At 37.4% G+C, this 24,954-nt stretch carries 19 protein-coding genes; 3 read left to right on the top strand and 16 right to left on the bottom strand.

Annotation, left to right across the window (positions count from 1 at the left end):
• Window positions 1-4: 4 nt before the first annotated feature.
• From NST91_RS12425 to NST91_RS12375, 11 genes are all read right to left on the bottom strand, one after another.
• Window positions 5-1,939, bottom strand: a complete 1,935-nt coding sequence (locus tag NST91_RS12425; RefSeq protein ID WP_341331386.1) for a TRAP transporter permease — start codon at window positions 1,937-1,939, stop codon at window positions 5-7.
• Window positions 1,940-1,971: 32 nt separating this feature from the next.
• Window positions 1,972-3,078, bottom strand: coding sequence for a TAXI family TRAP transporter solute-binding subunit (locus tag NST91_RS12420; protein WP_341331385.1), 1,107 nt, complete (start codon window positions 3,076-3,078; stop codon window positions 1,972-1,974).
• 30 nt (window positions 3,079-3,108) lie between these two features.
• Window positions 3,109-4,293, bottom strand: coding sequence for an FAD-dependent monooxygenase (locus NST91_RS12415; RefSeq protein ID WP_341331384.1), 1,185 nt, complete (start codon window positions 4,291-4,293; stop codon window positions 3,109-3,111).
• A gap of 51 nt (window positions 4,294-4,344) precedes the next feature.
• Window positions 4,345-5,466, bottom strand: a complete 1,122-nt coding sequence (locus NST91_RS12410; RefSeq protein WP_341331383.1) for a cupin domain-containing protein — start codon at window positions 5,464-5,466, stop codon at window positions 4,345-4,347.
• A gap of 20 nt (window positions 5,467-5,486) precedes the next feature.
• Complete coding sequence (locus NST91_RS12405; RefSeq protein WP_341331382.1) at window positions 5,487-6,353, bottom strand: fumarylacetoacetate hydrolase family protein; 867 nt, start codon at window positions 6,351-6,353, stop codon at window positions 5,487-5,489.
• A 47-nt stretch (window positions 6,354-6,400) separates the two neighbouring features.
• The gene (locus NST91_RS12400) at window positions 6,401-7,129 is read right to left on the bottom strand and encodes a FadR/GntR family transcriptional regulator (RefSeq protein WP_341331381.1); all 729 of its coding nucleotides are present in this window, start codon (window positions 7,127-7,129) and stop codon (window positions 6,401-6,403) included.
• A gap of 898 nt (window positions 7,130-8,027) precedes the next feature.
• Window positions 8,028-10,028, bottom strand: coding sequence for a family 16 glycosylhydrolase (locus tag NST91_RS12395; protein ID WP_341331380.1), 2,001 nt, complete (start codon window positions 10,026-10,028; stop codon window positions 8,028-8,030).
• 70 nt (window positions 10,029-10,098) lie between these two features.
• Entirely contained in the window at window positions 10,099-10,419 is a 321-nt protein-coding gene (locus NST91_RS12390; protein WP_341331379.1) for a PTS sugar transporter subunit IIA, read from the bottom strand.
• A 42-nt stretch (window positions 10,420-10,461) separates the two neighbouring features.
• Window positions 10,462-10,779 carry a PTS sugar transporter subunit IIB gene (locus tag NST91_RS12385; protein ID WP_121445936.1) on the bottom strand — a complete coding sequence of 106 codons (318 nt, stop codon included), beginning with the start codon at window positions 10,777-10,779 and terminating at the stop codon, window positions 10,462-10,464.
• A 33-nt stretch (window positions 10,780-10,812) separates the two neighbouring features.
• The gene (locus tag NST91_RS12380) at window positions 10,813-11,712 is read right to left on the bottom strand and encodes a DUF7916 family protein (protein ID WP_341331378.1); all 900 of its coding nucleotides are present in this window, start codon (window positions 11,710-11,712) and stop codon (window positions 10,813-10,815) included.
• Window positions 11,713-11,833: 121 nt separating this feature from the next.
• Window positions 11,834-13,156 (bottom strand): PTS sugar transporter subunit IIC, encoded by a 1,323-nt coding sequence (locus NST91_RS12375; RefSeq protein WP_341331377.1) that lies wholly within the window; start codon window positions 13,154-13,156, stop codon window positions 11,834-11,836.
• Window positions 13,157-13,692: 536 nt separating this feature from the next.
• Between NST91_RS12375 and NST91_RS12370 the strand changes: the two genes are divergently transcribed.
• Window positions 13,693-14,883, top strand: coding sequence for an ROK family transcriptional regulator (locus tag NST91_RS12370; RefSeq protein WP_341331376.1), 1,191 nt, complete (start codon window positions 13,693-13,695; stop codon window positions 14,881-14,883).
• Window positions 14,884-15,065: 182 nt separating this feature from the next.
• Here NST91_RS12370 and NST91_RS12365 read toward each other — a convergent pair whose 3' ends face one another.
• A complete protein-coding gene (locus tag NST91_RS12365) occupies window positions 15,066-15,959 on the bottom strand; it encodes a selenium metabolism-associated LysR family transcriptional regulator (RefSeq protein ID WP_341331375.1) in 894 nt (297 codons plus the stop codon).
• A 116-nt stretch (window positions 15,960-16,075) separates the two neighbouring features.
• Here NST91_RS12365 and NST91_RS12360 point away from each other — a divergent pair, with 116 nt between their 5' ends.
• Complete coding sequence (locus tag NST91_RS12360) at window positions 16,076-17,107, top strand: YeiH family protein (RefSeq protein WP_341331374.1); 1,032 nt, start codon at window positions 16,076-16,078, stop codon at window positions 17,105-17,107.
• Between the two features lie 295 nt (window positions 17,108-17,402).
• Here the strand turns inward: NST91_RS12360 and NST91_RS12355 are convergent, their stop codons facing one another.
• The 3 genes from NST91_RS12355 to NST91_RS12345 are packed head-to-tail and all read right to left on the bottom strand — an operon-like array spanning window position 17,403 to window position 20,090.
• The gene (locus NST91_RS12355; protein WP_341331373.1) at window positions 17,403-17,822 is read right to left on the bottom strand and encodes a hypothetical protein; all 420 of its coding nucleotides are present in this window, start codon (window positions 17,820-17,822) and stop codon (window positions 17,403-17,405) included.
• Window positions 17,823-17,862: 40 nt separating this feature from the next.
• Window positions 17,863-19,098 carry a DnaB-like helicase C-terminal domain-containing protein gene (locus tag NST91_RS12350; RefSeq protein ID WP_341331372.1) on the bottom strand — a complete coding sequence of 412 codons (1,236 nt, stop codon included), beginning with the start codon at window positions 19,096-19,098 and terminating at the stop codon, window positions 17,863-17,865.
• Complete coding sequence (locus NST91_RS12345; protein WP_341331371.1) at window positions 19,098-20,090, bottom strand: DnaD domain-containing protein; 993 nt, start codon at window positions 20,088-20,090, stop codon at window positions 19,098-19,100. The genes NST91_RS12350 and NST91_RS12345 overlap by 1 nt, the downstream gene beginning before the upstream one ends.
• Before the next feature lie 413 nt (window positions 20,091-20,503).
• On the opposite strand from NST91_RS12345, the gene NST91_RS12340 reads away from it, so the two are divergent.
• Window positions 20,504-23,278 (top strand): tetratricopeptide repeat protein, encoded by a 2,775-nt coding sequence (locus NST91_RS12340; RefSeq protein WP_341331370.1) that lies wholly within the window; start codon window positions 20,504-20,506, stop codon window positions 23,276-23,278.
• Window positions 23,279-23,376: 98 nt separating this feature from the next.
• Here NST91_RS12340 and NST91_RS12335 read toward each other — a convergent pair whose 3' ends face one another.
• On the bottom strand, window positions 23,377-24,678 hold the full coding sequence (locus tag NST91_RS12335) for a uracil/xanthine transporter (RefSeq protein ID WP_341331369.1): 1,302 nt from the start codon (window positions 24,676-24,678) through the stop codon (window positions 23,377-23,379).
• Window positions 24,679-24,954: the final 276 nt, after the last annotated feature.

Genomic DNA, 24,954 nt, shown 5'->3' with positions numbered 1-24,954 from the left:
TATTTTAGACAACTTCAGTTTCTACAGAGCTCATCATTTTTTTATGAATGGTTGTAATGATCAACAAAATGATGGACAAGAGTGTGGCTGCTCCATTCAAGAATAAAGTTGAATCGAAAATCGTTATTGGTGCAAAAATCAACACAGAAAGCAATAAGAAAATTATACGTAGTGGCAAGGACAACTTAGTTTTAAAATATCCGACAATCGATACTGCAAGTAAGAAGCAGGAAAATAGAGCAAACAAGACGGAAATTATAAACGTTACCCAACCATATTGATAATTCGTTGATAAAAGAATTTGTGGCTGATACACAAAAATAAATGGAACTATAAAACCAACAATCCCTAATTTCATAGCCTCTATACCAATTTTATTTGGGGATGCTTTGGCAATTGGACCTGCAGCAAAACAAGCCATGGCAATTGGTGGTGTGAAATTACAAAGAATTGCAAAATAAAACACAAATAAATGAGCGGCTATTGGCTCTACACCCAAATCTGCTAGAGCTGGAGCAATGAGCACAGCCACCATCGTATAGGCAGCAACTGAAGGCATTCCCATACCAAGAATAAATGCAACTAATGCACTAACAACCAAGAGAATAAATAGTCCATGATCACCGACAGCTACTAACAACATGGCAAGATTAAAGCCAAGTCCGGTAATACCAGTAACACCTACAATAATTCCAGCTGCCGCTAACACGACTGTTATATCAATAAGTGTTTTACCAGTCTCAACAAAAACATTGTGAATAAGTTTAAGCCAATTTTTTCGAACTTGAGGCTGTAACATTAAAAATAGTAATGCGGTAGCAGTAGCATAGATTCCTGAAATTTGAGCTGTATACCCTTTTACAAACATGCAATAAATCAATATAACAAAGGAAGGAATAATTAAAATTACTTTCTTCAAATTCTCTTTTTTTGGCAATTCGCCTTTTGTTAACCCTTTTATCCCATTTCGAATGGCTAATAAATCAACTTGAGAAAATAAGCAGAAGTAAAATAAAAGTGCCGGGATTAACGCAGCAAGAGCAATTTCTGCATAGGGTAAACCAAGGTATTCTGCCATAACGAAGGCCGCAACCCCCATTACAGGCGGCATAATTTGTCCACCTGTAGATGCGACAGATTCAACCGCTCCCGCTTGTTCTCCAGTATAGCCGTGTTTTTTCATTAATGGGATTGTAATAGATCCAGTTAGAATAACATTTGTTACCGGACCTCCCGTAATGCTTCCTACTAAACTAGAGCCAAACACAGAAGCTTTGGCAGTTCCACCGCGATATTTACCGAAGGAGAATAAAGCTATATCATTCATGATATCTCCACCGCGAAATTGCAGCATGACTTGCCCGAAAAGGATGAATGCAAAACCAAGTGTAGCTGCTATACCAATTAAACTGATCATTCCACCGCTAGCATCAAAATACAAATAGTTAAACAATTGGCTTGTATCCGTTGCATTCCCTTTTAAAGGTCCACCTAAATATGGAGCAACGTATGCATAACTAATAAATACGGCTACTATTACGACTAAAATCCAACCAATTACTCTTCTTAATGCTTCTAGAACCAATAAGGCGGAAATTAAACCGACAATAACTCGCTCCGTAGTTATATAAGCAAAGTCAAATACAATGACAGGATAAAAAATGAACAAATACAAACCGACAATTAAACCAACTATAGCGAGGACCCAGTCATATAAAGGAACTTTTGTGCCATCCTCTCCTTTTCTTGCCGCAACACCGATAAATACAGAGAACATGATTAAAGCAAAGAACATTCCAATATACTGTTCGTTATAAAGTGAGATTCCTAACTTTTGATGAACACCCAAAATATATAAAAGACCTATACTAACTAGAAGGAAGAGGGCACCTTTCCATATAACGGAAGTCACCCCACTTAGATTTCGATATCGTGCCATTAGGTTTGATACCCCATTTCTTCAAAAGAGTTTTAGTTAACTAGTTGTAAAAGCTCCTCGTTATATTTTTCTGCATCTTCTGTCCATAAGCCCTTTTCTTTAAAGTACTTGATAGCACCTGGATGATATGGTGCTGGTGGCTTCTCTTCAAACATGGATTTGTCAGACCATTCTTTTAACCAAGAAAATACAGGATGGAGCTCTTCATAATTTTCAAAAAGTGTTTTTACAATTTCATATGCAGTTTCGTCACTCATATTAGTTGACGCATTAAGAATAACGGGATATTCAAAGATGATCACAGGCTCTTCTACGAATCCACCACCTTGATACACGAAAGGTCTTGTACCAGGTATACCTTCAGCAATCTCAGCAGCTACCTCTTCAGGGAAGTTATCAAAATCCTCCGGTGATACATCCGCAATATTTAGAACTTTTAAACCTCCGACAGCAGCATCCGTTTCAATTGCTGCAGCTGTTAGTGGACTTGATCCCATTGCAGCGTCCACTCTGCCATCTCGAAGTGCTTCTAATCCTGCAGTTGGTGATGCTACTGGCACTGCTTCGACATCATCCCACGTTAAACCGACACTTTTCAGATGTAGTTCTACTAGAGATTGTGCTACCTGATTACCAGCGTAACCGGATGCTATCCTTTTACCCTTTAAATCAGCAGTTTTTGATATACCTGAATCTTCTCTAACAATTAAGCCATTCGTAGGGGGATAATTTCCAATTACTAAAGTACGGATATTTTTATGAGCATTTTTATACCCGAATTCACCTTTAATTCCCCAAACAAGGTCTGGTGCAGAACTTAGACCCATATCAATCTGTCCATCATCTACTAATGGGAAGAAAGCATTTGTTCCTGCATAAGGTTTAATTGACGCTTTAATAGAAGACTTTGTACTTAGCACTTTAGCTATCCCTGCACTAGTAGAATTATAGGCAGATCCTTGAGGGTGCGTACCTAGAATGACATTTTCCTTCACACCCTCGCTTGTCACTTTATCTCCATCAGATGAAGAAGACTTTCCAGTGTTAGAACTTCCTTCACTACTACACGCAACTAGTAAAACGGACAAAAGCATGATTATACTTACTAAAGAAATATACTTCTTGCCAGTAAATTTCATAATTATATCCTCCAAGAATGTTTTTTTGGGTTACTTTGCAATAAACGCTTCTTCGCTATAGAGCCAATCAACATATTTAAAGTCGTCTTCTGTCCGATTTAACATAACTGTATTGCGTAATAGGATTGTCACAGGGTCTTCTGCATGTTTCATTTCTCCCCAAGTCCGAGCACCTCGTTGAACAGCTGAAGTTCTTGGAATTCTTTCATTCTGGTATTCTATTAATGCTTTTTCAATATCTTCCTGATACGTAAGTACCTTTTCTGTTAAACAGCAGGCATCTTCGAGGGCCTGACATGCACCCTGTGCCAAGTACTGTAGCATGGCGTGTGCTGAATCACCAAGTAGAGTCACGCGTCCTACGGTCCAATTTGAAACAGGCTCTCGATCAAACATTTTCCAATTACGATCACGGTTAATATACTTTAACGAGTGCTGCAGTGTTGGGCAACATTTACTAAATGCCTCATCAAGTTCTTCTGGAGTTCCCCAATCCGCTTCACCATTTTCATAACGTGTACTTTTAAAAACGGCAACCTGATTTATGACCTTTTTTTCTCGTATTGGATACTGTACCATATGTAACCCAGGCCCAATCCACGTATACTTTTCGTCCCAATCAATTTGCACCTTCATTTCATCCATCGGGACAGTCCCACGATAGGCAACATATTGTGATGTTACCGGTTCATCATTTACAACAAATTTCCTAACTGTAGACCACAATCCATCTGCTCCAACAAGGAAACCACCATTGTAAATATTGCCATTTTCACATGTTACCCTAACACTTCTATCGAGGTTCTCAATAGTTGACACCTTGTGATTGACATAGGTTTTGACATTCTCTAACGAACGGCATCCTTCAAGCAAAACGCTATGTAAATCCGTGCGATGCATAACTACATAAGGGTAACCATATCGTTCACGAAAACCCTCCCCGAAGTTGAGGGCTGAGAGTTCTCGTTGTTCGATTGCATCCATAAATACATGCCTTTTAGGGAGGACTGAATACTTATAAACTTCTTCTAATAGTCCGATAGAGTCTAAGGCTCTTAATGCGTTGGGACCTAGTTGCAATCCCGCTCCTACTTCAGAGAATTGCGGTGCTTGTTCTAGTACAATAACTGTTTTACCTACTTTCCCTAAACTGTAGGCTGCTGCAAGACCGCCAATCCCACCTCCGACGACAATTACATCTGCTTCATTCGTCATATTGTATTCACCTCGTTAAAGTTAGTAATTTCCAAACGTTCATTGATACAACTAGGCTAATTCTGGCTTAAATACTTCCTTAATTTCCTGATGACCATTGTTCTCCTCGTAAGCTTCTTCTCTTTCAAAATCGAATGCTTCCATAATAGGCAAATCATTTGTAGAAAATAAGAACGCCTCTTCAGATTGGGATGTGTTTACGTGTTCATGCCAAACCCATGCCGGTAATGCAAAAAAGTCACCAGCTTCCCAATCAAATCGCTGTCCATCCATTATTGTGTAACCACTTCCTTTGTGAACATAATATACACAACTGTGAACATGTCGATGAGCTTTACCTTTAAAATCAATAGGTAGCTTTTGCATCCTGGCTCCAATTCTACCGTTAGCATCTTTGCCTGTTGAAGGGTTAATATACTCAACTGCATACCCATCAAAAACATCTGGCTCAAATTCAGATTGACCATCGATTGCCTGTTTCGTTAAGTCCCATTTATATCTTCCAAGTGGTGCTAGAGAAGGTTTGCGATCAGATATTGGTCTAACCATTCCTCCTTGATAACGTTTTGTACTATAGTCATCAGGATATTCTAAAGGCTGCTTCTCCTCAGGATGACGCTCAAAAAATGAAGTGCTTAATGCTTGGAGGAATGGAATATCTAAACAGTCCATCCATAGTACTGTGTCGTCACCCTCATTTGCATGGTCATGCCACGTCCACCCAGGAGTAATCATATAATCACCTGGTTCAAAATTATATTTAATTCCATCTACAGACCCCGTTGCTCCTTGGCCTTCCATAATAAAACGAAGAGCAGATGTTTTATGACGATGTGATGGAGCGACTTCACCAGGATTGATAGCTTGAACTGCTGCGTATAAAGTTTGAGTAGCTCCACCCCAACCATGAGGCTGCAAATGTTTCATACCTGGATTGATTAAATAAACAGCTCTACGATCAATTGAACCCAAACCTACACTTAGTAAATTTTTTGCTTTTTCAAGTTGATTCACTATTGTTTGTTTTTTCCATAAATAAGGTATTGCTCTAGCTTTCGGTTGTGTAGGACTAAATACCGAAGACCAAAGTGGTCCTAAGTTTAAATCATCTAATTCCTGATGGAAATCTACTAGCTCTGGCGTTAGTTTGAGTTTTAGTTTATGTTCTGACATGCTAATCCCTCCAAATTTCTTTATATTTGGTTAACCTTTACCTTGTTTGTAAGTTCAGCATCCTCTTTATAGTCAACAGACACGGAGAACTCTCCTATTCTTTCAATATTAATTCTGATAGTATCCCCTTTTGTAATAGGTGCCACCCCTTCAGGTGTACCTGTTGTTACGATATCTCCTGGATAAAGAGTCATTACTTTTGAAGCTGCTTCCAAAAACTTATAACAATCGTATATTAAATCGCTCGTATTGGCGGATTGTCGAATTTCTTCATTCACCCAAAGATTCATCTGTAAGTTATTAGGATCTTCAACCTCGTCACCTGTAACAATCCATGGTCCTATCGGAGTAAATGTGTCAAATGATTTCCTCCAAGGGCGATCTTCTTTTCCACGAACTGTAATATCCATTAGTGCAAAATATCCAAAAATATAATCCGCTGCTTCCGATGCAGGAACATCTTTCGCTTCACGTCCTATTACGAAAGCAATTTCCGCTTCATGGTCTGTTCTTCGGTCTTTAAACGGTAATAAAACCGTTTCATCTGGGCCGATAATTGATGATGGCGCTTTCAAGAAGAAACCTAAACGATCTACAGTTAAAGCCACATTCATTTCCTCTTGGTGAAGAACATAATTTATAGGAGCCGCAACAATTTTACTAGGATTGGGTACAGGTGCACACAATGAAACATCCTTTAATAGGTACGAGGGTAATGTTGTTAATTGTTTTTCTATTTCGTTTCTCTTTTCTTCAAAATCGGCCATAAATTTCACAAGTGACTTTTGAGGCTCTTTTTTATTCCACTCTACTAAACTACTAATATCAATTATGAATTCTCCATTAACAATACCTAGACAATTATCATTAAACAGTCCAATTTTCATCTACTAAACCTTCTTTCGTATGCCATTTTTTCAAATAGTTTATATGATTATTCTACCGGCTTAGAAATTTGTATATTTTTCAGCACATTTTTGCGTAAACTTTGTAAATGTATGTTGGTAGCGTCAATTGCAGCTTGAACATCACGATTTTTTACAGCCTCTAAAATAGCTCTGTGCTCAGCTAATGATTCAATATATCGCTCTGGTGATATCAACGTTTGTTTTCGAACTTGACGAACCAAATTTAAATTGGTTTCCATCATACTGACAAAAACAAAATTCTTTGTTGCCTCAGCTAATGCCATATGGAAGTTACTATCTTCCTGCACCGCTTCGTTTGGATACTTAAGCTTTTCTTCCATCCTAAATAGAACGCTTTCAATTTTTTGTATATCTTCATCATTAGCCCTTAAGCTAGCTAATTCTGCAATTTTGGGCTCTAACGTTTCTCTAGCCTCTAAAAAGTATAAAATCGCAGTTTTCTCTAACATATCTACAGGATTAAACCGGTATTCCATCACCAAACCCTGATCAAAGTGCTGTATAAATCTACCACCGCCTGGCTTCGATATTACAATCCCCTCAGACTCTAAAACTCTAAAGGCTTCCCTTAACGAAGTACGACTGCAACCCAAATCCTCAGCTAACTCACGTTCACTTGGCAACCGATCGCCAGGCTTTAATTTTCCTTCTTGTATTAAATCTCGTATCTGCTCTACGATTTTTTCATACAATCTCTCGGTTCTACGAACGCCAGAAAAAATAGACTTGCTCATCTTATTTTGTCACCTCCTCACAAAGTGGGTTAATGGGCTATTGGCTAGCCCAGTTTAGTTAAATTTTATTATTACCATTTTGAGTTGTCAATATATTTAATACATTCAAAATCTTACTAATCTTAAATATACTATTTCGATAAAATATAGTTTTCAACCTTACTACTTTTATTCTCCAAGATGCAGCCATACAAATAGGTACCACTAAATGTGCTACCTCCCCTAAAATCAATAAGATTAAAAACCTATACTTTTAAGGGAATTACACTTTTTTTTTTACTACACCTAGACAAATAACAACTAAAATAGGAAGTAGTTCAAACCGCTCAATTTCTAACATAGTTTGTCATTTCATTTTTTTTAAAATTAAGGATTGAAATTATTACAATATAGAGAAAAAATTCTGTATTTTTACAAAAATTAATTTCTTTTCGTCTTATATAACTGTCTTTATTATCAAGTTCTACACAAATTTTAAGTTAACCCGATATATTTTTTGTGGGCCTTTTCTACCTTCTGGTTCTAAAAGCCAATCAATAACGAATGATTCCAGACATAATAAAGCATTAACGTGTTGTTCAAGTACCAGCAAACCTAATCAATAAAAAAAGGTGTTGATCAGTTAGAATCTCTTGATCAACACCATTATTCTTTATAGGGACACCTTTACCTATTCAATTTCAAATACACCAAATTATTAATAAAGTCTGTTTCGACAGTTATTTTCCCGTCTTTGTACTCTCTGCCAATGACTTCCCGATTCTTCATTGTTTCGTTCTAGTAGGAGACCTTCACATTCTCAAGAACAGATGACTTTCCCGCTAAGCTTTTGATTAGCTCTTAATTTGATTGTAAAGTCATCTCTAACTAAAACGGATTCACTTAATACTTTTTCATCCTACATTTTAAATTCTGTTTCACGGTCAGGCAAATCAACTGCCTGAATTTGAATCTTTACTACGCCATTTGTGATAACAAGAGTAGGATTTACTTCTTTAAGCTTTGTAATTGCTTCTTTCGTTAGTACGACTTTGGCATTTTTATTCTCAGCAATCTCAACAATTACAGTAGTTACTTTCTCCAACTCATTTAACGAATCCCCAACCACGGTATATTTGTTACCCTTCGGCTCGGGTTTAACAATTAATTCGGGCTTAGGTTCAACGGTTAATTTTACAGTTTTTCGCGTTACTTTAGCCGAAAGATCCTCATTAAGATCTACACCTTTAGGAAAAGCACTATAATGAATATTGTATTGACCCACAGGAAGCTCCGAAATTTTCTCCATTTCATGCTTACCTTTAACTAGTAATTGAACATTTGTGTTGCCTCCTGTTGAAGAAAACATATATTCATCATCTATCGAAAAGTCGATTTCGTTATTCTCCTCTGTTTGTAATCCTGCAACTAAATCAATACTTTCACCTTGTGTAATGGTAATATCTTTAACACCATCAAGTGTTGGTGCAGTAGCGTAATATTTCTTCGCATCCTCTTCTTGTTCAGCAGATTTCATGTATTTTACATAATCAATTTCAAATTTGGTACCTGCTAAATCAGTTCCAACTGGACCTGGCCAAGCTCCCCCCATTGCTAAATTAAGTTGAATATAGTGAGGCTTGTTAAAGACTGACATTGCTAATGGATCATCAGAATAATCAACCACTCTTACGATTGTATCATCTACGTACCATTTGATTAGTCCCTCTGACCAGTCGATACCAAACACGTGAAAATCATCGTTGAAGTTTCCTGAAGGAATTGTATATCCTGTTCCATTACCTGCATATTTTCCGTTATTTTCTGTACCTGCACCATAATGAATAGTCTGCCAAACCGTACGGTTATACCACGATCCATCTGTAGCTGAACCAACTAACTCGGTAATATCGATTTCACCCGTTCTTGGCCAACCACGTCCTTGTAATCCATTAATTTTTCCATCCAGTACAAAATCTGCTCCTAAGGTCCAGAAGGCAGGAAATACGCCTTGCCCCTTCGGCAATTTAGCACGAATTTCGATTTTTCCATATAAGAATTCACGCTTGCCGTGTGTCCGAATACTTCCAGAGTTATAGATTACTGTTCTGTCAGGATTACGAGGATTATTATATTGATCTTCTACCGCTCGATCTGTTGCTTGTAGAACGAGTTTCCCGTCACTGAGATATACATTTTCCGGATTATTCACATAGTGCTGCTGTTCCCAGCCACGAATAGATCCGAGCTCATAACCCCAATCGACCATATTTAATTGATCTTGATCGAAATTGTCTTCCCAAACCAAATTATATTCAGGGCTTTCTTCCCCTTCAGAACTTCCATCAACCTTCACCATTGTTACATGATCGATATAGAGATTTGCACTCTTTGTAGCTTCTTGATCAGACCATTTTACTAATTGGATTAAAACTTGATTATGATTTCCAGAGTTGAACTTATAGGAAACTTCTTCCCAATCCAAACTGGTAATGGCTTGATCGACAATCGTTCCACCCTCGCTTAGGTCTGTTCCTTCTTTCGTAATAACAGAACCTTGAGTCCCATTATTCCACCATCTACCTGTGAAGATTCCTGCTGCACCTTCAACGTCAACTTTACCCATGGCCGTTACACGATAAGTCGTGTTAGGTTCTACATTCACAATTTGTCCAATATAACCACTGCCAAAATCTCCAGATAGTGCTGTATTTGGCACACTACCTGATTTGTTTCCATCTCCATAGCTGACACCTGTAGCAATCACACCTTGATTTCGACTATTCCAGCTATTATCTTCCAATTCAAAGTCACCATTTTTAATCAGGTTAACATTTTCTTCTGCAGATACAGCCATTGAAAATATGAAACTAAATAAAACGAGAGTAATAAGGGTTACAAGAAATTTACTATTCTTCAAGAAAAGCACCTCCATCGTTTTTTTAAAATCGTTAGACTTTGTCATATTCAATGCGTTTTAAAAGAATCATCTATTTAAAACGCTTATACATTTCAATCATCTCTGTAACTAAAAGCGTAATCGTATCTACATTCATCAGCTGATCTTCCGCATGCATAAGCATAAGTGAGAAATCAAGCTTTTCTCCACTAGCCTCTTTCTGAATAAGTGAAGCATGCATTTTATGACCTTCTATATAAAACTTTTTAGATTCAGACAATTTTTCTTCAACAACTTCAAAATTGCCTTCTTTGGCTGCATATAGCGCCTCCATTGCCAGACTTTTAGCCATTCCTACATTACTAATGATTTGAAACGACAACTCATAATATTGGTTCGTATCAATTGTCATAAATTCTACCTCCCACAACTTACAAGGTTTATTTTCTAAAACTTATTTACTAGCAATTATTTGTAAGGCTTGTTCAAGAACTTTTTGTCCGTTCATCATCCCGTAATCCTGCATATTAATGGCTTCAATCGGGATATTCTTCCCTTTTAATTCTTCTTCAATTTGTTTTCTCATATATCTGACTTGGGGTCCTAGTAATAGTACATCTACATCATTTTGTTCGAGAGCAAATTCAATTTCTTGCGCTGATCTCGCGAAGATATTCGCTTCAATACCTTGTTCTTCTGCTGCTTTTTGCATCTTTGAAACTAGTAAACTCGTACTCATTCCCGCCACACATACTAACATAATCGTTTTCATCACATATTCCTCCTTTGAATGATTGAATAATTACTATCTATTAATCGAGCGAGATACCATAGATACAGTGTGTCGAATGCCTCGAATTGCTTTACTCATCGCAAAAATATTTTCTACAGGCGCAAGTCCGGAGTACCCTGCATCACCGATGTGTTGAATATCTACTCCACAAATTTTATTTCGGATGGCTATTTGCTTAATCGTATCTTCATCGGCGCTTTCTTGACTCGTTCCAATCGCAGATAAAACCAAAGCACCGTGTTGATGAGCTTTTTTGACAATTTTCTTCAGTTCCTCTTCATCAAAACCTGGGACAGTCCCCACTGCAGGAACTAATATGATGTCTGCACCTGCCTCAATAAATCCTTCTACCACACCTGCATCCGCAATAGGTTCATCGACTCCTGCTCCGTGCATTTTTCCAGCGATTATCAGTCCAGTAAAATGCTCTTTGGTAAGTTGGATTGTTCTTTGAATTTGCTCATTTGTTACACCAGTACCAGGGTTCCCCGTCAAACATACAAAATCAAGTCCCAATCTTTCAACTTCCTGAATGCTTTCTATATTTGCTTGGCGGCCTTTTGAGATGATTAGTCTTTCTTCCTCCATATTTGCTGCATGATCCACTGGCTCTAAATTTATACCAATCGGACGACCGACTAACCGGCGAAGTTCATCTACGAAAGAACCTTCTTCGATTTCGAGTCCAGCAATCTTCGGTGAAAACACATCAACACCATTCAATAGAATCAAATCAGCACCAAACGCACGAGCGATTTCTGCATTGGTAATATCGCCAATATATGATTCACGGACAGCAACATTTTCAGACATAATCACACGTCCTGCACTTGCTTTGATGCTTTGCTTTAGTTCAGTTGCCGTCATTTCTACTATTTCTGATGCATTTGCACTAATCAATCGTTTTACCATTTTTAACTCATATCCCTTCACTTGCTTATTGTAGTTGTTCTTAGGTCCATTTTTGATTTTTAGTCATTTCAATAGTTTGCTATTTTTAAAGGTGGCGACTCTTTAAAATAAAAGCCTCACCTTACGACACAATACCTTTGTCAACATTTACTTTTTTTACTGTTGATTCTTCTTTTCGTTCTAGTGCTTTATAGCGTTTTTCAATCGCTAGTACAAATGGTAAGTAAAGCAAGATATCCAAAGCAATTAATACAATTTGTAGGATTGACCCACTTATGCTACCTGTTATTAAAAATCCGCTAATGATTGGTGGCATTGTCCAAGAGGCTGCGGCTTTCGTTAATGGTACAAGTCCCATCGCTAGTGCTGAATAGGCAACAATCACGTTAACGATTGGAGCAAGAATAAATGGAACGATTAACATCACGTTTAGAACAACCGGAACACCGAACATGGTTGGTTCATTAATGTTAAACAAGCCAGGTGTTACAGTAATCGGTGCCAAGGCTTTTGTTTGTTTGCTCGTATGCTTTTTACGAGCCAAATATCCTAAAACCAGAACTAAACCAATTGTCGCACCACCACCGCCAATATAGACGAAGTTGTCCATGAAGGACACAGTGATAATATGTTGTAATTCTTCGTTCGCTTGATAAGCCAAACGGTTAGCATCTAAGTTGGCAATCCAAACTGGCTGCATCACAGAGTTGACAACGTTTCCTCCATGAATGCCCACAAACCAGAATAAACTGTTCAGACCAACCACGATAATTGTTCCGAAAACATTATTACCTAATAGTCCTAATGGTTTACCTAGGATGACTTGTGCAATGTCATGGACGTTAGGTAGATTTAATGAGGTTAAAGCCCCGTAAATGACTAACCACATCGTAATAATGACAGCACCCGGAATAATTGCGCTAAAACTTCTAGAAACGGCTTGTGGAACACTGTCAGGTAGTTTAATTTGAATATTTTTATTAATAAACCACTGATAAATATAGCCATTAATCAATCCCATAATGATTGCAATGAATAAACCTTTAGCTCCCATATAAGCAACAGGCATTCCAGCCCCAGCATCAGAAGAAATAAATGGGGTTGCCATGATAAATGCTGATAAGGAAATGATTCCTGATCCAATCCCATCTACTTTGTACTGCCTTGCTAAACTATAAGCAATACCGAAACTGGCAACTAAACCAATCAATCCGAAACTACTATCTGTTCCTTTCCATAAATAATCCGCAACACCAATTTCACCTAACCATGCTTCCCAACTTGCAATCGGAAAGCTAGCTATAATCATAAAAAGAGAGCCTATAATAATTAACGGCATGGCTAATGTGATTCCATCCCGAATTGCAATGAGAAACTTGTTATTACCTACTTTCGAAGCAACTGGCATAAGTCGTTCTTCCAAAAAGCCATTCACTCTACTCACTTTTCTTCCTCCTTCTTTAATAAGTAAATATTCAAGCAATGAATCAAATACTAATTGCCCTTTATTTCTAATTGTTTACTATTCTTAGTATCTATGTATCTATTCTTTTTTATTAGCAGTTCGTCATCTACTCTAATGAAAACGCAACCATTTAAAAATGTTCATAAAATCCGGAGCCAGTCTTGATGCAAGAAAAAGTGGTCGCTCAAAAAAGAATGGATACTCCTCGGCTAGACCTCCTTAATTTTTATTTATTATTAAAAGTAAAGTAAAACCCGAAAAATTTACTTTAATTAATAATAATTTATAATTAAATACTAGTTCGTGTAAACGCTTTTGTCAATGGATAAAAAATAAAATATTAAATTTTCAATTTATTATTCACCTGCTTACTTGATATAGCCTCCACAATTCTTGGTGAATAACGAATTGTATGCAAATACATGAATATTGATTGATTTGTTATCATTTGTTTATTATAATTTATAATTAATAGGATAAATTCCTTTATTTGGTTGGGAAGGAGTAAAACCACTATGCAGTTAACAAATAAACAAATGAAATTACTTGCGAAAATTTTAGATACAATCTATGTAAAGGGACCTATTTCCCGTATTGAAATCTCCAAACTAACCGGCATAACTCCTGCCACCGTTAGTGAACTTACCGGACATTTAATAGAAGATAAGTTGGTTTACGAACTTGGAGAAGATTCTGCAGATAACAAAGGATTAGGCCGTAAGAGGATTCTATTAGATATAGCAGAAGGCCATAGTTTTTATATTGGATGTGAGTTATCTGAAAAATATTTATCCTTCTGTTTAAGTAACAATACTGGAAAAATTCATGAAAAAAAAATCATCAAATTGGATTCTGGAAACCAAAGTGTTGTGTTAACAGTAGATTATTTTATAAATGAATTAAAACAGTTTATTCTTTTTTGTAGCTCCTACCAACCTAAAGCGATAGGTATAGCGTTACCAGGACATTTTAATGAAAAAGAGAAAACGATATACAGCAATAAGGTACTTTGGAAGAATTTCAATCTGGGAGCTGTGTTGGACAGTTTTGATTTACCGATTTACTTTCAAAATAATGTTCATTCTATGGCCATTTCAGAGAGGATATTTGGTGGGAATTACAAGGATCAGAACTTTATTTTCTTTCATGTGGGTAGAGGAATGTTTTGCTCTTATATGTACGAAGGAAACACTTATGGAAAAGGCAATTTCTTAGTGGGTGAAGTCGGTCATACAATTGTTCAACCAGGCGGAGAATTGTGTGAATGTGGTAAAATAGGCTGCTTGCAAACGTACGCAAGTGAAGCATGGATCATCAAAAAATCTCGGATACTCTTTGAAAATTCGAATTCAACTTTCCTGCGGCAATTAGCACCGGACAAGCATAGCATTACGATTGAAACGATTTTAAGATCCTATAAAATGGGTGACGAAGGCGTTATCAACATTCTTAATAACGCCATTAAATACCTCTCGATTACTATCAATAATCTACCAATGATGATTGATACAAATAAGATTATTTTACATGGGGAGTTATTTAATGAGCCTGAATTAACAAATATTCTTAGCCGTCATTTAACTCAAAATGAAATACTCCTCCCTATCGATAATAAATGGGACATCGTATTTAAAAAATATAATGATGTAAATGGAGCCCTAGCAGCATGCGGTCTCGCTGTTTCAAACCTATTATTACAGTATTAATAATAAAGATCATATTTTGTACCTGACCACCAGTACGGTAAAGCTATAATGCGCTAGGGATCAGGTTCTGTGAGTTAGTTAGTTGTGTCACTGAACCTGTCCTTTTTTTATTCTTTATTTCACAAAACACCCCGCTATCGCAGGAAAAACCAGAAGTTCCGTCTATAGATAAGAATCAAAAATTAATATATATTCTTTCCCTTTGCCTTTAGTAATCTAACAAACTCATCCAATACCTTCGTACGAAACGGCGAACCCAAAACAATGAAAAATTGTCTAGGAAACTGTAATCCATTCACATCAATTATCATCAAATCACCACTTTTAAGCTCACTTGCTACTGTAAGCTCTGACAACAAACTAATTCCTAACCCAGCCTTCACAGCTTCCTTAACTGACTGTGTACTACTAAACGTCATAATATTCTTCGGATCAATCCCAAGTTGTTCAAAAACCTTTTCCCCAGCTTCCCTTGTTCCAGAGCCCTCTTCCCTAAGAATCCACGCCTGCTCCTCAAGGTCTTTTAACTCCACGTCACCAAATTCACCAACCAATGCGTTGTTTGGTAAAGCAATAATCACCATTCGATCTGCCGCAAATTCCTCAATTTCAAGGTTCTTTTCTTCTTTGACGTGACCTTCAATAATCCCAATATCAAGTTGATGTGCTTTCACCAACTCAACAATTCTTTCTGTGTTATCAATCTTAACTGTTGGCTGAACATCCGGATACACCGTTTTCATATCTGCTAACACATGTGGAAGGACATACTCACCAAATGTATAACTCGCGCCAATTGTCAACGGTCCTCTCACCTTATTTGTTAGTTCATCCAAAAGTTTCTCCATTCGTGTATATAATCCGACAATCTCTTTCGCATGGTGGTAAACAATCCCGCCCGCTTTATTTAATTGCACATATTTATTTGTTCGTTCAAGAAGTCGAACCCCAAGATTTTCTTCCAAAGTACGAATATATTGACTAACTGCAGGTTGAGTCATATGAAGCTCCTCAGCTGCTCGCGAAAAATTCTTCTTTTCTGCAACCATAATAAATACCTGTAATTGCTGATCCACTTTTCCACTTCCTCTCCGTCTACATTTATTATAACAAATCACTTATCATAACTATAATTAACACTTATTTTACTTATACTCAGTCGCCTAATATAGTAAAAGCAGGAGGTGCACATATGGCGTTAGCTGAATTAAAACAATTACCAATAAAAAAGACAAAACCGGAATTAGCATTGGTTGGCGGGGTTGCTTTTACATTTTTATTAGCACTTTTAGGATACTTATTAGCACTTGTACCAGGATTTAGTAATGTAGGACAAATGGCATGTGCCATCATTATTGCAATCGTTTACAGGCAAATTTTTGGCTTTCCGGAGATGATTCGCTCAGGTATTGTCTTTTCATCGAAACGAATACTTAGACTCGCTATCATTTTGTATGGTTTAAAATTAAACATCGAAATGGTACTTAGCGACGGGATTGGGTTATTAGTAAGGGATGCACTAGTAATCATGTTTGCAATTTTTGCTATAATGTGGCTAGCAAAAGTTCTAAAAGCGGATCAAACTATATCCCTATTACTCGGTGTTGGAACAGGCGTATGCGGAGCTGCTGCCATTGCAGCGGTTGCACCCATTATAAAATCAAAAGATGAGGATACTGCAATAGGCGTTGGGATAATCGCCTTGGTCGGGACTATTTTCGCCATTATTTACACGATCTTAAGACCAATTCTACCAATTGAAGCAGTACAATATGGAATCTGGTCTGGAACAAGTCTACATGAGGTCGCCCATGTAGCACTCGCAGCTGCACCTGGTGGAGAAAATGCACTCGCTGTTGGATTACTAGCAAAACTAGGCCGAGTTTTCCTCCTTATCCCACTATGCTTCATTTTAATTTTCTTCATGAAAAGAAAGAATAACAACAGTGAAACCGGCAAGGCAAAAATCGAATTCCCTTGGTTCCTGGTAGGTTTTATCGTCATGAGTATTCTAGGAAGCTATGTATTTGGCTACTCCATTCCATTGCCCGATGATATAATGAATTTCGTTTTCACCCTTACCACATGGCTGTTAACCGCTGCAATGGTAGGCCTAGGCTTAAACGTAAGCTTAAAAGATGTCCGTGAACGGGCAATCAGGCCTCTCATAGCAATTTCAATTACATCAATAGTGCTTTCAGTAGTTGTGTATTTTACGGTATAACACCAAACTAAAACAAAGGAACAACATTCTTATATATAGAAAAAACTACTTAAATAACTTTAGAAAGAATAGCTATAACAAAGAGAAAGCTTAGGGGCATTTCATATAGTGGGTGGTCGGGCTTATGTAAGGAAGAAATGAACAACTAGCAGTTAGATTTGATAGTTGTTCGTTCTTCTTATTTGTAAGTTTATGTCACAGTGGCTCCCCGAATTTTGTCGCGAACTTATTTTTTTCAAGTCTAATCGGGGACAGGATCACGTGTCCCACGAAAACGATCACCTATTTCTAGTCCTCACCTTTCATAAAAACCCGCTATCGTAGGAAAGACCAAATGCTCTTTCCTCATTTCCCAAAACGTCGTCACTTTATGTTCTCGTAGCAGCTGTGTATTTAGTGAATACGGGTGACAATTTAGTGGTGTTTGATTAAACGTTTTGGCGAAGAACTCAATCGCCTCTTGTTCGAACTCTGCAAAAATAAATACAAACTCATGTTGATTCTTCTTCAATGCGTACACACCGATCTTATGAAAGCCTAATACATTGTGTTCAATCATTTCCCTTACCTTTACATGGTCTGCAGCATTAAGATCTAATTTAGATTCATCATCCTCCAATGAAATCTTGCCCTCTTGGAGTAAATGATGAATGTAATGGGCTAGACTAACTTCTTCGTAGCAAATCGCATCTATGTATAAATCTCTTACTTTCATAATCGTTCTCCCCCCTTTGGGAACTGTCCCCTTGTCCCACTTATTGTTCGATTATCCCTGTATATTCGTTATATGTAACTTGTATGGTTCCTACTGGGCCGTTTCTGTTTTTGGAGACGATGATTTCAAGGAACGGGTTATCTGTTTCCTTGTCATAATACTTTTCGCGATAGAGGAAAAGAATCACATCTGCATCCTGCTCTATGCTGCCGGATTCCCGAATGTCTGACATCATCGGTCGTTTTTCAGCTCTTGTTTCAACAGAACGATTTAACTGTGCCAAACAAATCACAGGGCAATTAAAATCCTTCGCCAATGTTTTAAGATTTCTCGATATTTCGGTTACTTGTAGGTGGGCGTTGCCTCCGTACAGTTCGCTCGAATGAATTAGCGTCAAGTAATCGATGAAAATAATGGGTTTCATGTTTGGAAACTGATGCAACATTTTTCGGGTCTTCGCTCGCATTTCTGAAACGGTTTGACCGGCACCATCGAAAATTTGGATATTGGTTTCATTCAGGTAGCCGATGATATCTGCCCAGCGATCCTTTTGACTCTGACTTAACAATTTTTGAGGATCCCTCATTTTCAACCGATTATAACCTCCTGTTGAAGCTATTAATCTCGTGGTAATAAGCTTTTCAGGCATTTCTAGTGAAAAGACGATTGGCAAATAACCTGCCCAACCCGCTTCCTTTGCAAAATGCAGCATGACGTCAGTCTTTCCCATTGATGGTCTTGCTGCAAGAATCGTAACCTCTCCATCCTGGAAACCTCCCGTCATTTCATCAAGCTTCCTGATTCCGGAGGTGGCCGTTTTCATAACTTCCTGCTCCTGCCATGGAGCCTCATACATCTGGACCAATGCTTGATCAAGTGGCGTATGATCGTTTATCTTCACCTGGTTGATTTTATCCAATTCCCCAATCACTCTAGAAATCTCCCAATTTCCCATACTAGCTAGCGTCAAGATGTTCTTCTTTTCCCGCTCTTTCCATAGATCAATAATAAGTCCCTCAAACTCTTCGTATTTCTCAACATCCGCATGTGAAAGCAGGCTCGATAAATAGGACATGCCCCCGAAGTTTTCAAGATCAGGCATAGTTGTTAGAGAGATCAAATCTATGCTTTTACCCGCATTACTAATGTCAACCATCCGCCGCATTAATTCTTGATGAAGGGCGCCTTCTAGCTGTTCAGGATAAATCACGGTATCCTTGATTAGGTAATTCGCTTTAATCAAGCACCCTAAATAGGCAGTTTCTGCAAAATTCATCAGTCCTCACCTGCCGTTGGATTAAAATGATAGCTGGTCGGAATTTCTCTACCCGTTTTAATGGTTCTAACAGATTTCTGTTTTTCCTCGTTATACAAATCAATTTCATCAACAGTGAGTAACGATTCGTTTTCCCAGTTTTTCAGAATTCCAACTACATAGTTTAGCCTTCGCTTATTGTTTCCACAGGCAATATCCATCGCTTTTAAAATCACCTCTTTCGGATTCAAAAAGCTAGAACCATCCAACCAAGCTAACAATTGTTCCTTGGCATTCACATTGTTCAAACCAAATCCGTTTTGGTCCCAACACTCCACAATCTCCTGAATATCCCCTGACTTTGATTCACTATCTATATTTGGGTAAAGAACCTGTTGTTGTTTTTTATTTTCTTTTTCTTTTTGTTTTTCTTTTTGTTTTTCTTTTTGTTTTTCTTTTTGCCCACGTATCGTACCACGAGTCGACAACGTATCGTCTGAACATGCGTTCGCGTGTTGTATAATAGGCTCTTTTTCCCATCCTGATTGGGTCACAGGGACAGGTCCCTCGTCCCAGTCTGAAGTATTTTCATAAAAAGATTCATAGATCGTAAAAATATCATTTCGATCAATATTTTCAGCTACATATTCAATCAGCGTCGTATCTTCCACTTCTTCCAGTTCTGATACAACACAATCGATAACCGGTTTCCCGCCTTTTTGCAGGTTATATTTTCCCCAGTTTTTAATTGCGATTTCTCTTGTTTTGGGATTGTAACGAATAATTTTGTGGTGGTCGATCATGCGATCCATCAGTGCATGAACCGTCTCAATGGAATACCCCATATCAAAAGCCATTTCTTTTTTCGTAATTCGATAGATTCCAATTTGGGTTGTGTGGGAATTTGTTAGAAGATATAAAAAGAAGTACTTATCCTCCGGCGTCATCTCCTCCGAAACAACCGGATTCTTCCAAAAATCAGTCTTCACAATTCTATACTTTGCCATCATCATCACATTCCTTCCTTTGGGACAGCGGCCCCTTGTCTTTAGGTCAGAGGGACAGGTCCCCCGTCTCAGTCCTGTCGTCATTCGAAGGGATATCAGACCTAGACCTTATCTCAAAATTGAACTACCCCTCGACATTGTTATAGGCAGGGGTTCAAGAAAAAGGGCATCTCTGTATGTGAAAGATTTGTGACGGAATGATGGTGTAATAAGATTATTCGAGTACGACAAAAAAACAGCCCAGAATATATTCAGTCCTACCTCGAGTTTTAAATTATTTTTTAAGCAATGATGGAGGTTCTTATTGTTCCCCCTGCTTTTTAACAATTAACCCTACTAGACTATTTAATAGTTTGTTATAATTCTTTTAATGGTAAAAATTGTGATTTTCTTACAACTATATGACTAGGGGAGAAAAGATGCTAAGATCAAAACTTTCTAACAAAATGTTAAAAAATACGGCTTCAAGGCAGTTTACAGATCGCGAAGAACCGAGAAATTCATTCAGGAAAGCATTCAAGACTTTAAGCGACGACCAGTATAAGGTCCTTATTTTTTACGGGGTTGGAGGAATTGGGAAATCTCGGTTATTGAAAGAATTGTACTCTCTTACTAGTTCGATTGACGCTTCTACTATAAAGGTATCTATTGATTTTCGAGAACAGAAACATCGAGACCCATCGGAGGCGCTCATTTGGTTGAGACAACAATTAACAAAAGAATATCAGATAAAATTTACGACCTTTGATCTTGCATATGCAGTTTATTTTAGTCGGATGAAGTCCCAACTCACCTTAAAATCCGAACGAAAATCTCTTCCTTTTTTAGAAGAAGGTAATTTTGTTGGTGAACTTATAAACGAGCTAGAGAATATTCCTGTTGCGCAATGGATTCCTAAGACCCTTAAATTAATTGATGGCTTTGCACGATACAAAGAAATCCTTCAATGGTGGAATCGAACTGGTAAAGGTATTTTAACAGACTTGAAAGACATGCATCCGAAGGATATTGAAGAAATGTTAGTAGTTTATTGGGCAGCTGATTTAAGGGAATACATGAAAAGATCGAATCAAAAAGCGGTGTTCTTTTTTGATACATATGAAGCTCTTTGGGAGTATGACCGTTCGATAGGTTCCTTTAGTGATAGGGATGAATGGATTAGAGAATTTATTCTTCAGTTCGAGGATGTTTCGGTATTAAATGTCATTTGTGGACGAGAAAAAATCACTTGGGGGGAAGAGGAACCTGAATGGAATCAAGTGGTAGATCAACATTTGATAGGTGAACTATCTCCTGAAGATTGCATTAGTTTTTTAGAATCTTGCCAAATTACAGACAAAACAATTCAAGAAACGATTATCCAAGGTAGTGGTGGCTTACCTTATTATTTAGACTTAATGGTAGATACTTTTCAACTGGTATCAAAAAAACGTATTCCTTGTGTTGATGATTTTTCCAACCGACCAAGTGAAGTGCTGAAACGATTTTTAAAATATTTAGACCGCACTGAGAAAGAAACGTTAAAAATTTTATCTGTCCCGCGTTTTTGGTCGGAACAATTGTTTACGAACTTGGTAACAGAATTTAAGACATATTATCAACCTACTGCTTTTGATGAGTTCTGTCATTTCTCTTTTATCCAAGAAATTGACCGAAGTGGACTATGGTCCATGCATAAGTTAATGAAGGAAGGGCTGTACAATGATATACCCTCCCCAATACTCGAGAGGGTTCATTTCTTTCTATTAAACTATTATACAGAGACGTTAAAGAAGGATAATCCAGATGTTGAATTACATATAGCTTTTGTAGAAGGACTTCACCATGGAGAAATCATTCTAGACGAAAAGGAAATAACGGATTGGATTTCAACACACTCTCCCCTCTTAGTAAACGAAGGAAAATGGTCTACACTTATTCAAGAATTTGAAAGAATTCTAGATTTCAAAACGGAAAAAAAGAGATTACATGCTTTTGTAAACCATAAGCTTGGAGAGTTATATGCGTTAAAAGGCCAATATCGATTAGGAGAAAAATATTGTATAGATGCCATGAAACTCTATCAAAAACTACAACAATCACAGGAAATTAACTCCTTTTTTCAAGAAATTACAGATATTCAACAAATTTTGGGTGATATCTATAAACATACGAATGAATATGAGAATGCCGTTCATGCCTTTAAGAGCGCATTAACTTATTTGGAGCAATGGTCCAAGGATGAGCCACAGAAATTAAAAGATATTGCCATCGTTCTAACTCGTCTTGGAAAAATATATAAATTCATGTCTCAGTATGAGGAAGCGAAGCAATCATATGAACTGGCACTAGAAAAATGTCTACAAATCATAAATGGTGGTTTTGCGTCTTCGTATATCTATGCTGTATTAGGTGAGGTTCATGAGAAATTAGGAGAATTAGAACATGATGAAGTTCAGAATGAGAACACGAATATAAGCCATTTTTTCCAGGCAATTGATGCATATAATTATGCCTTACAGGATAAAAGTCTAGAAAACTATCTGACAGTCCTTGTTCATAAAGGTCTAGCACATAAGAGACTTGCTGAAGCATATCCGGTGAATACACATGCAAAGGAAAAATTGCAATCTTTCAACCAATCGATATCTTTCTATAATGAAGTTATACAATATGCACCTGATTATGTTGATGGCTATGAAAGACGTGGACATGCAGCTACTGATTTACTAGAACTTAACGTCGAATTGGGGAACGACGAAGAAGCCCTAAAAAACTTTGATTTAGCAGTAAATTCATTTGAAAAAGCAATCGAATTGTCAGAAAAACAAGGAAGTTCACGAAATAGACTTGGGTCAGCCTACCGTTCTCTGGGAAAGTTATATAGAAAGCAGAAAAACTATGCACTAGCCATTGAAGCGTTTGAAACAGCCTTGAAAAAAAGTGATGAAGTCCTTCTGTATACACCACAGTATATTTATACACATAATAGTAGAGGCAAAACGTACATGGAAATGGGTAATTGTTATCGAGATATGGGTAACACTACAAGTGCCAATACAAGTTTTATTAAGGCTATTGAATGTTTTAATAAAACCTTAGAAACATCTCCAAATTCGAGAACAGCGCTAGCATATATTGAAAAGTTAAATCAATTAATTAAAATTTTTAAGTTCGGTCACAGTGACTCCCCGAATTTTGTCGATAATCAATAAAAAAATGCCTGACCCCCATCACAGTAAAGCATTACCGCGCTGGGGGTCAGGCACTCTTATCGGGGGCCAGGCACTCTAATCATTCTAGTAAATGTCCACTACCTGTTCAATTCTACCGTCTCAAATACCTTCCAATTCACTATTTTCTCTAACGTAACTGATAGTAAAACACCTATAATTAAGCCATTGCTAATAAACGGCTGTATATATAGTGGGATGTCAGCGAAAACAGTGGGTGAAATGTTCATGATACTGATCCCAACTAGAACAGGTGCTGCCAATCGAAAAATTGTATTCGAATTAAACGTCTTCCCGTTAAGGCTGCTAAAGGCTGTACCGAATAATTGTAAATAGGCCACAAATAAAACAGCATTTCCTACTGAAATTGGCATGGTTGCAAGGAATGATCCGAACATAGGAACCAGTCCGATTGTTGTTAATAACCCACCACCGATAAGGAATGGTTTCGGATGAAATATTCTTGTGCTTTGTAGAAATCCGATTGAGGATGTAAAGGGTGTGTAAGGTACTAGCCCAAATACCGTACCAATCGCCGTAAAAACACTTGTCACATAGATAGAATTACGAAATCTATGTTGTGGGGTTTCTTTGTTTATCAGTTTTCCGGCTGCATCAATCGAAGCAATTGTATTGCTCAAATTGATTACCACTGCAAAGAATGTCACGCCAATAATCCCAAACTCTAGATTTGGTTCTCCGATAGGAAATAAAGTGAAAGACATCAAGGATGCTTCTAAAGCCCTTTGGCTAACATCCATAAAAAATAGATCATGCAATATCCATCCAATCATTAAACCTATTAAAATGGAGAAATTACTAATAGATTTAGAGCCTTTAAGTTTTATAATCACAACTAGGATTACAATTCCGATTGATAATAAACTCAACGGTACGTCTAATACTCCATCCTTGGTTAAAGGAAACATTCCTTTAAAGAAGATAAAAATCAATTGGAAGGTTAAGAGAAAAAGATAGACTGACATGACCATTGGACTGAAGATTGACTGAAAAAGTGACAAACCATTACATGCTGCTAAAACGATTGTAAATACGCAAGCGAGTAGAATCCCAGTCGTGATCCCTCCACCAATCGTAGATAGGCTCATTCCCATCGAAGAAGCAGTGAGCCCTAGGTTTAATATAACGCCCCATAACAACCCAGAATGTCCTTCCATAATGGGCATTCGATGTCCTATCCATCCTTGAAACATACAAGCTACCCCTGTAAGGATTAAAGAGCATCTTAGCATCATTCCAATCGTATCTTGAGGCACCTCAAACACGGTTCCTATTGAAATCGGTACAACTACTGTATTAGCAAAAATAAAAATAAGCCATTGAACAGAAGAAAAAACTGTTACAACATACCCTTTACTCATCATTCACACCACTTTCTTGAAACATGTCGACAGTTCGGTCTTTTCCCTATTTTTTTCATTACCAAAAAGAGTCTGCGGAATTGATGTCAGACCCCATCTAGTAAACTTTTACAGAACTAAAGGACAAGCCCACATTCAGAATATAAAAAAGAGTCTTACTTAAACCAAAAGACTCCCTGAAGAATACCATTACTGTTCTCCAAAATCAATATACTCCGTTCAGACAACTAAATTTTTTCTCTTTTTAGTGCAATAAATCGATATTCATCATGTTTT

The sequence above is a fragment of the Ferdinandcohnia sp. FSL W7-1320 genome, from assembly GCF_038050315.1.
Lineage (GTDB): Bacteria > Bacillota > Bacilli > Bacillales > Bacillaceae_L > Ferdinandcohnia > Ferdinandcohnia aciditolerans.
This window is presented reverse-complemented; position numbering and strand designations above follow the sequence as displayed.